The organism is Mesorhizobium sp. M7A.F.Ca.CA.002.15.2.1 (assembly GCF_003998715.1).
In the GTDB taxonomy this organism is placed as follows: Bacteria; Pseudomonadota; Alphaproteobacteria; order Rhizobiales; family Rhizobiaceae; genus Mesorhizobium; species Mesorhizobium ciceri.
Genome location: NZ_RZPI01000159.1, coordinates 1 through 9,289, shown reverse-complemented (window position 1 = coordinate 9,289; position 9,289 = coordinate 1). Strand labels below are relative to the sequence as shown.

Below are 9,289 nucleotides of genomic sequence, written 5' to 3'. Positions count from 1 at the left end.
TCTTGGCCGCAGCAGGTTTCGGTTCGATTTTCGCCCCCGTCTTGGTCGCTACGGTCTTGGACGCGATCACCTTGGCCGCAGCGGGCGTCTTGGCCCTGGGCGTTTCAGGCATTGCCGCCGTCACCGGCTTCGCTGGCACCTTGGGCGCAGGCGTGGCCTTAGCGGTGACCGTTTTTGCAGGAGCTTTAGCGCCATTTGCCGAAGCCTTTATAGCCGGCGTCGCCCTTGACGGTGCAGGCTTGGCTGCCTTCTTCGCCGTGGACGCCTTCGGCGCCACGACGGGTGTCGTCGGCACTGATGACGTCACCACCGATTCGTCGGTCATCGCCGGGAAAATCGGCGCTGCCGGCGCTGCTTCCGGTCCGTTGACGCCGGGCATGGTCGTTGCACCGTTCTTCAGCGGCTCGGCCGCCTGCGGGGTCGAAGCGGCTGGCGTTGCCGGATCGGCTGCCGGCTTCGGCTTCATCGCCGCGTCGACGCCGGAGCGAACGTCGGCCGCGGCCTGTTCGAACGGATTGAGCTGCTTCCTGATCTCGGCCATCGGGCTCATGCCCCTGAGCTCGTCGACGGACTTCTTGACGTCGTCGAGCTCGGCTTCCTTCAGCGCCTCGTTGAACTGTTTCTGGAAATCGGATGCCATGGCGCGCAGCTTCGCCGTCGTGCGGCCGAAGGTGCGCAGCATATTGGGCAAATCCTTGGGCCCGACGACCACGATCATGACGATCGCGATGACCAGCATTTCGGTCCAGCCGACTTCAAACATGACACTCTGTTCCGACTAGAACCTTTGGGCTCAGCTCTTGCTGGCCTTTTCCTTCGCGGCCGCAACGGTCTCGTCGGCACGATGTTCGACGGTGCGCTTGTCTTCGGCAACGTCGTCGTCGGCCATGCCCTTCTTGAAGCTCTTGATGCCCTTGGCCATGTCGCCCATCAGCTCGGGAATCTTGCCGCGGCCGAACACCAAAAGCACGATCACCAGCACGATCATCCAGTGCCAAATCGAAAATGAACCCATAGCAAATCTCTCTCGAATGTTTTCCCTGGCGATGATCTATGCGTTTTCGCGTTGGGATTCAAACACAACTGCGACAGAGTTTATGAAAGGGTGGCGGATGTCACGCATTTTCGACGCGGCGGCCCCGCTACGAATCCGCGCATCCTCGACAGATCGGCCGCCAATGCCAGTCAATCTTCCGTGACGCGCGGCGTCAGCAGGCCGAGTTCCTCGAGATCGATATCGGTGAGCGCATCCTCGTCGTCGGTCAATGCATCGGGATCGGCCGGCGGCTGCGGAATGGAGAAATTCGACGGCATGCGGCCCGAAAGCAGGCCGGCCCCCTTCAGTTCCTCCATGCCGGGCAGATCGCGGATCTCTTCCAGCGCGAAATGATCGAGGAAGGTCTCCGTCGTGCCGTAGGTGACCGGGCGTCCGGGTGTCTTTCGCCGGCCGCGCATGCGCACCCATTCCGTTTCCAGCAGCGTGTCGAGCGTGCCTTTCGAGGTTTCGACACCGCGGATGTCCTCGATCTCGGCACGCGTCACCGGCTGGTGATAGGCAATGATCGCCAGCACTTCGAGAGCCGCGCGGGAGAGCTTCCTTTGCTGGACGGTATCCCTGCTCATCAGGAAAGCCAGGTCGCCGGCGGTGCGGAACGCCCAGGCATCGCCGACACGCACCAGATTGACGCCGCGCCGCGCATAGATCTGCTGCAGCTCGGCCATGGCCAGGGCGATGTTGATGCCGTCCGGCAGGCGTGCCGCAAGCTGCTTTTCGCTGACGGGTTCGGCGCTGGCGAACACGATCGCCTCGGCCATGCGCACAGCCTCGGCCAGATGCAGTCGCTCGGCCGGGTTTTGTAGCTGCTGCTCGGCCGGATCCTGGGAAAGCGGGCCCTCGTCGGGTTCATCGCCGATCTTGAACGGGACAACCGAAGCGTTGGCGCGTTCGCTCATGATGCCACCTCGACTGCCTTGATTGTCTGCGTTCGGCCGCGCAGGTAGATCGGCGCGAACGTCTGATCCTGCCGCACATCCATCTTGCCTTCGCGCACCAGTTCCAGCGTGGCAGCGAACGAGCTCGCGATCGCCGTGCGCCGCTCCTCGGGACTGGTCATGTACGCGATCAGAAAACTTTCCATCGTCGTCCAGTCGCTCACGGCTCCCACAAGGCGGGTCAGGATGTCGCGCGCGTCCTTGAGCGACCAGACACCGCGCCTGGCGATGGTCACATTGTTGATCGCCTGCTTCTGGCGCTGCTGGGCATAGGCGGTCAAGAGATCGTAGAGCGAGGCAGAATAGGCGTTGCGCTTTTCGATGATGACCATTTCCGGCATGCCGCGCGCGAACACGTCGCGGCCGAGCCGGTTGCGGTTGACCAGACGCGCCGAGGCGTCGCGCATGGCTTCCAGCCGCTTCAGTCGGAACTGCAGCACCGCCGCCAGTTCCTCGCCGCTTTCGCCCTCGTCGCCTGGCTGCTTGGGGATCAGGAGCTTGGACTTGAGGAAGGCCAGCCATGCCGCCATCACCAGATAGTCGGCGGCAAGCTCCAGCCTGAGCGCCCTCGCCGTCTCGACAAAGGTCAGATATTGCTCGACCAGCGCCAGGATCGAAATGCGCGCCAGATCGACTTTCTGGGTGCGGGCAAGATGCAGCAGAAGATCGAGCGGACCTTCGAAGCCGGCCACGTCGACGACCAGCGACGGGTCGCCGGTGACGCGTGAATCGTCATTTTCGGCCCACAGACGGTCCATCGGTGCGGCCTTCGCGGCCTTGCTTTCCAATGTCTCCGCCACTGCCTGTCACTTTCCCTTGCTATGCCACCGCATCGAAGTAGGTGGCGAATTCGGCGCGTATTTCGGTTTCTTCGACCGTGTCACGGTCCTTTATATAGGTCAGCGCCCGCTTGGCGCGCTCCAGCGACGTGCCCTCAAGCCCCGTGGTGCGCGATGCGATGCCGGCCATCTCCTCGAAAACGCCGTTGCAGTGAAGGACCAGATCGCAGCCCGCCGCAAGGATCGAGGCCGCCTTTGTCGGGAAATCCCCAGAAAGTGCCTTCATCGATGTGTCGTCGCTCATCAGCAGTCCGTCGAAGCCGATTTCGCGCCGGATGATCTCGTCGATGACCTTGCCGGAGGTGGTCGCCGGATTGTTCGGGTCGATCGCGCTGTAGACGACATGCGCAGTCATCGCCATCGGCAGATGGCTAAGCTCCTTGAACGGGGCGAAATCATGCCGCTGCAGATCACTGAGCGAGGCATTGACCACTGGCAGTTCAAAATGCGTGTCGGCAAAGGCACGTCCATGGCCCGGAATATGCTTCATGACCGGCAGCACGCCGCCCGATATCAGCCCTTCCGCGGCTGCGCGGCCGAGCTCGATCACGGGTCGCGGGTCCTTGCCGTAGGCACGCGCGCCGATGACATCGCTGGCGCCTTCGATCGGCACGTCGAGCACCGGCAGGCAATCGGCTGTGATGCCGTAGCGTAACAGGTCGAAAGCATGCAGCCGCGCCATCAGCCAGGCCGCGCGGGCGCCGGCATCATGATCGTCGCGCCACAGCGCGCCCAGCGCGCCGCCGGCGGGATAATTCGGCGCCAGCGGCGGCCGCAAGCGCTGCACACGGCCGCCTTCCTGATCGATGAACACCAGCGCGTCCGGACGCCCTATGCAGTCTCGCATCTCGGCGACCAGATCGCGGATCTGTTCGGTCTCGCCGATGTTGCGCGCAAACAGGATGAAGGCCCACGGGCATTCATTGCGATAGAAATTGATTTCTTCGCGGGTGAGCGATTTCCCGGCGCAGCCGAGGATCATGGATTTTGATTCGGTCATGTCGGCAGTTTAGGGCTTTGTGCGATCAAAGGGAATCGCCAGGGATTCATCCACGGCAACGCCGGATCTGCTTTCCCCATGAAAAAAGCCGGCGCGGTGACCGCGCCGGCTTTCAATCGGTTGGCTCCGGCTTTAGCGCGAGACGAAGCAGTTGCCGCCGGCGGCCTTGTAGCTGGTGCACAAATTGATCGCGTCATTGCGTGACTGGGCCGGAACGCGCACGCGGTAGAACGTGCCTTTGCCGGCGATCTCGGCCTTGACGATGTTGGCGGTACGCCCGGCAAGCACGCTGCCATAGCGGCGCTGCAGATCCTGATAACTGGACTGGGCGCTTTCGACGGTCGGCTGCGAGGCGATCTGCATCGACCACGAGCCACCGCCTGCCGCGGTCGATGCCGGATCGATGGACGCAACCTGATCGGGCTTGACCTCGCCGACGACATCGACCGGCTGGTCGGACGGACGCTGCGGCGCTAGCGGAACCTTTGCCGGCGTGTTGGCCGATTGGGCCTTGGCCTCGGCCTTTGGCTTGGCCACCGGCTTGAGGGCCGGCTCGTCGTCCGCCTGGGCGGCGGCAGGCGCCACGGTACCGGTCTGGTCGGCATCGGCTTGCGCCGCCGGGGCGACATGCTGCGGCGCCGGATCGACCGGCTCGGTAGCGGCCACTTGCGGAGCGGCGGGTGCCGCCGGATCTTCACGCGGCACCAGCGAACCGTCCGACTTGACCACCATGGTCCTCACCTTGCGCGGTGCAATGGCGACGACATCGGCATTTGTGCCCTTGTCTGCATCCTGCAGCACCTGCGCGATGCGGTCCTCGGACTTGGGAGCTGGCGCCGTATTGTCGGCCAAAGCAGCGCCGGCCATCGGCGCGGCGTTGCCGACATCGGTTCCAGCGCCGGCTGCATTCTGGTCCGGCGAAAGATCGATGGCGCGGGCCGGGTCCTTCGCCTGCACGTCCACCGGCTCTTCGGTGTTGGTGACCAGCTTTTCCTGGACCGGCTCGGCGGGCTTGGCGCCCCTGACCGCGTCGTAGACCTTGTTGTCCTGGTTCGGCACCACGGCACCGCCCGGATTCTCCGGCTTGACCTTGATCGGCGCGTTGTCGGCCTTGACGATGACGGGCGCTTCGCTGCCGCCCTTGCCGCCAAAGGACAGCGCAAAGGCACCGAGACCGCCCGCGACCGCGACCGCGCCGACAATCGCGGCGATGAACAGGCCGCGTCCGCGCGACGGCCTTGCGGCCTCACGCTCGCCGAGACCCGGAACAGCCATCTCCTCGTCGAGTTCGGGATCGTAGTCGAGTTCATCGACGGTGAAATCATCGGCTTGGGAAGCCGGCTGGCTCCCCGGCAGGTTGTCGAGGTCGTAGCCCGAGGCGTCGGCATAACCCGTGGGCGGCGCCGCGCGGGCAGACATTTCCATCGGCCGCGCCGCATAGGTTCGCGCTTCCGGCTCATAGCCCGGCTTGACCCCGTCATAGCCCGGCTTGAGGCTGTCATAGCCCGGCTTGAAGCCCGCGGCATAGGAGCCATCATCGTAAGACGCGCCGGCCGCGTTGCTTGCTGGGGCGGCAGTCACCTCCACCGCGTTCATCTCGGAGAGAAGGCTGGAGAACTCGGCATCGAGATCGTCATAGCCAGGCGACGCCGGCTGGTCTTCCTCGAAGTGCAGTTCGGGGATATCGAGATCGTCCGCCAGCGCCACGACACGCTCGGGCACATCGACCGTCTCGACATCGGGCATGTCTTCGTAACGCGCCGGCTGGCGCGATTGCGGCGCCGATACTGGGGCAGCGGGAGCCAAGGTTTCGACCGGCTCGGACGAACCATAGGACGTCATGGCGGCGACTGCCGGCGCTGCGGCCATGGATGATGCCACCGAAGCGGCCGGCTGAGCGCTAAACGTAGGCTGCGTGCTGAATGACGGCTGCTGCGGAACCGGCGTCACGCGGCTCCACGAACGCGTCGGCTCTGTCGGTTGGGAACGCTCCGCAAGCCAATCGAAAGAATCCGCCGAATTGTCCCGGGGAGCGGCTTCATCACGCGGATCAAGGCCCTGGGCCAAAGCCGCGTCCAACGCATCATCGTCGAAATCGACATCGCCAATGGTGTCCGAGTCCGGATCCTGGAGTTCATCAAGCATAAGATCGTCAATATCCGCGTCGGCCGCTTGGGCCGTGCCAACATGTCGATTCTGCTCAGGCGTGGTTTCGTCAAGATCCCAGTCGAGGTCGCCGACAAGGTCGGCCGGTTCCTCGGCAGGCTGGGCAACAGGCGGCGGGGCAGCGACAGCCGGCTGAGCCGTGACAGGCTCGCTGGCCACCGGCGCCGTGCGGGAAGTCATGGCGCCCAGCAGCGCATTCAACTCGTCTTCCAGGCTCCGTTCGTCCGCAATCGGGGCGTGCACCGCCGGCGCGACATTGGCTTCTGGCGCCGCCGGCTGGATCGTAGCGGCAGCAACTTCGGCGACCGGCTCTTCGACCGTTTCGGCGAACGAATCTTCAAAGTTCAGGTCGAAGGCATCGTCCGACAGGCCTTCAGGGTTGGAAATCTCGCTTGTTGAGTCCGCAGCATCGGCAAGCACTTCATGCGCTTCCGGCTCGTCGAAGGCGATCGGCTCATCCGCGCGAACGTCGAAATCCATGTCGACATCGGCCATGGCATCGTCGAGGCCAGCAAAGCTCTCGTCGGAGATTGCCTGGCCGTCAAGCGCCGCCGCCTGCTCCGGCATGGCATGCTCGACGGGATCGGCGGCCATGAATGACTGTTCCGCCGCCGAATGGTCGTCGAGCATCAGCTCGTCTTCAAGCGACATTGCCACCGCATCGTCGAATTCGTCATCGGAGGCAACCGGCTCGACAGAAGCGGGCGTATCGGCAACGCTGTACAGGGCCTCTTCGGCTTCCTCATCGATCCGAAGGTCCTGGTCGAGCGAGGCGGCAAGCTCGTCCGCCATCGACTGATCGTCCTCGAAGGGGGACACGTCCTCGAGCGAACCGGCGACGGCATCGCCAATGTCGGACGCGAAAGCGGGCTCGACGGACGGCACGGCTTCAGCGGCGACCGCATGGCTGGCGCCGGCGACGTGGTCGTCGATCTCAGCCATGTCCAGTTCGAAATCGTCGTCGAGCGACACCGAAAGCTCGTCGTCCATCGCGCTGGCGTCAGCCGCTTCGAATGCCGGCTCATGCACGAAAGTCGGCTCATGAGCCTGAACAACCGGAGCGGCGTCGCTGTCGTCAGCGCCGAACTCGCCCATCATTTCTTTCTCGAGATCGATATCGAAATCGCCCTCTTCGAGCCCGTGATCGGCGGCTGGGGCCTGCGGCTGGGCGGGCGATTGCGGCCTGACCGGCTGGCGCGGGTCGAATCCCATGATCCTGGTCAGTTCCGCGAACGGATCATCCTCAGCGATGTCGTTGTTGTCGGCTACTCTCAGCTGGGTTCTGTCTGCCATTATTGTTCCCGAACTCGCACTCATTCGGACGCCATGGACGTCGCGTAGGGTTGGCCCTTACCAGCGCAATGTGGGCAAAAGGTGACAGGTTATTTAGTCAAACCTAACGCATTTCAGTGGGCGCGGCGGCCCCGATCAACGTCAGGCCGGACGTCAAAACGTCCGAAACAGCCTGCACCAGCCCTAGTCTGGCATGCGTCAATTGTCGGTCGTTAACCTTAACAAAACGTAAGTCCGGATTATCCGTGCCACGGTTCCAGTGCCCGTGGAAGCTGGAAGCCAGATCATAGAGGTAAAATGCCAGCCGATGCGGCTCGAGCGCAAGGGCGGCGGACTCGATCAGCCGCGGGTATTCGGCAAGCTTGCGGATCAGGCCGATCTCGCCCTCGTCGGTCAGCAATGCCGCGGCGGACGCCAGGCTGTTGCGGTCGAAATTGGCTTCGCCCAGTTGCTCGCTCGCCTGCCGGAACACCGAATGACAGCGCGCCGAGGCGTACTGGACATAGAACACCGGATTGTCCTTGGACTGCTCGGTCACCTTGGCGAAATCGAAATCCAGCGGCGCATCGTTCTTGCGATAGAGCATCATGAAGCGGATCGCGTCGCGGCCCACCTCCTCCACCACTTCGCGCAGCGTCACGAAATCGCCCGACCGCTTCGACATACGCACCGGTTCGCCCTCGCGAAACAGCTTGACCAGATTGCAAAGCAGCACGGTGAGCTTGACCTCTTCGCCGGCAATCGCCCGCGCCAGGGCTTCCAGCCGCTTGACGTAGCCGCCATGGTCGGCGCCGAGCACATAGATCAGGTCGACGAAGCCGCGATCGACCTTGTCCTTGAGATAGGCAACGTCGGCGGCGAAATAGGTGAATGAGCCGTCCGACTTGACCAGCGCCCGGTCCATGTCGTCGCCGACCGCGGTCGAGCGGAACAGCGTCTGCTCGCGGTCCTCCCAATCGTCGGGTTTCTCGCCCTTGGGCGGCGGCAGCTTGCCCTTGTAGATATGGCCCTTCAGCGTCAGATCGTTGATCGCGGATCGGATCTTCCTGGCATTGTCGGCGTGCAGCGTGCGCTCGGAGAAGAACACGTCGTGATGCACGTTGAGCATCGCCAGGTCCTCGCGGATCATCGCCATCATCGCATCGATGGTGCGATCCTTGACGATGGCGAGCGCCTCGTCATCGGGCATCTGCAGCAGCGAGCGGCCGAATTCCGCGACCAGCGCCTGACCAACTGGCACCAGGTAATCACCCGGATAAAGCCCGCTCGGAATCTCGCCGATGTCGTCACCCAGCGCTTCGCGGTAACGCAGGAATGCGGAACGGCCGAGCACGTCGATCTGCGAGCCGGCGTCGTTGATGACGTATTCTTTGGTCACGTCGTAACCGGCGAAGGCCATCAGATTGGCAAGTGCATCGCCGACGACAGCACCCCGGCAATGGCCGACATGCATCGGTCCGGTCGGATTGGCCGAGACATATTCGACATTGGTCTTCCTGCCGCCGCCAACCATCGAGCGGCCATAGTTGCGGCCCTCGCCGAGCAGTGCGGTCAGATGTGTCTGCCAGAAGCCGTCCTTCAGCCTGAGATTGACGAAACCGGGGCCGGCCACCTCTGTTGCCGCGACATCCTTGTCGTCGCGCAGCGCCTGCGCCAGTCTTTCGGCCAGCGCGCGCGGGTTCTGGCCGGTCGGCTTGGCCAGCACCATTGCCGCATTGGTCGCCAGGTCGCCATGGCTGGCGTCGCGCGGCGGCTCAACGGCAATGCGCGACAGGTCAGGCGAAATGCCGTCTTTGTCTTTCAGATCAAGCGCTTCGACGGCTTTTATGATTCGCGCGGTGAAATCGGCGAAGATGTTCATTTGTGTGACTCTGGGGTCTGGCTCTGGCGGCTTTGCAGCGAATCCGGCTCGTTGGCCGGCAAAATCGAGCCCGCCCTAGCCCAATTCAGGCGTATGGTCAAACAAACGCCGGTGTTCCTTGAGCGCGTAGGTGTCGGT

The 9,289-nt window shown here is 63.6% G+C and carries 7 protein-coding genes; all 7 read right to left on the bottom strand.

All coding sequences use genetic code 11. The features are described 5' to 3' along the window. A partial coding sequence (tatB, locus tag ENZ74_RS11815) for a Sec-independent protein translocase protein TatB (protein ID WP_127312782.1) occupies nt 1-763 on the bottom strand: 763 nt, incomplete at its 3' end. Nucleotides 764-793: 30 nt separating this feature from the next. Continuing rightward, complete coding sequence (locus ENZ74_RS11810) at nt 794-1,015, bottom strand: twin-arginine translocase TatA/TatE family subunit (RefSeq protein ID WP_013531295.1); 222 nt, start codon at nt 1,013-1,015, stop codon at nt 794-796. 170 nt (nt 1,016-1,185) lie between these two features. After that, a complete protein-coding gene (scpB, locus tag ENZ74_RS11805) occupies nt 1,186-1,953 on the bottom strand; it encodes an SMC-Scp complex subunit ScpB (RefSeq protein WP_027160430.1) in 768 nt (255 codons plus the stop codon). Next, nucleotides 1,950-2,750, bottom strand: coding sequence for a ScpA family protein (locus ENZ74_RS11800; protein WP_013531293.1), 801 nt, complete (start codon nt 2,748-2,750; stop codon nt 1,950-1,952). Before ENZ74_RS11800 ends, scpB begins: the two co-directional genes overlap by 4 nt. A 61-nt stretch (nt 2,751-2,811) precedes the next feature. Then, nucleotides 2,812-3,831, bottom strand: a complete 1,020-nt coding sequence (gene nagZ, locus ENZ74_RS11795; RefSeq protein ID WP_013531292.1) for a beta-N-acetylhexosaminidase — start codon at nt 3,829-3,831, stop codon at nt 2,812-2,814. A gap of 132 nt (nt 3,832-3,963) precedes the next feature. Then, nucleotides 3,964-7,290 carry an SPOR domain-containing protein gene (locus ENZ74_RS11790; RefSeq protein WP_063168119.1) on the bottom strand — a complete coding sequence of 1,109 codons (3,327 nt, stop codon included), beginning with the start codon at nt 7,288-7,290 and terminating at the stop codon, nt 3,964-3,966. Nucleotides 7,291-7,393: 103 nt separating this feature from the next. Then, on the bottom strand, nt 7,394-9,151 hold the full coding sequence (argS, locus tag ENZ74_RS11785) for an arginine--tRNA ligase (RefSeq protein WP_063168120.1): 1,758 nt from the start codon (nt 9,149-9,151) through the stop codon (nt 7,394-7,396). Between the last annotated feature and the right edge of the window lie 138 nt (nt 9,152-9,289).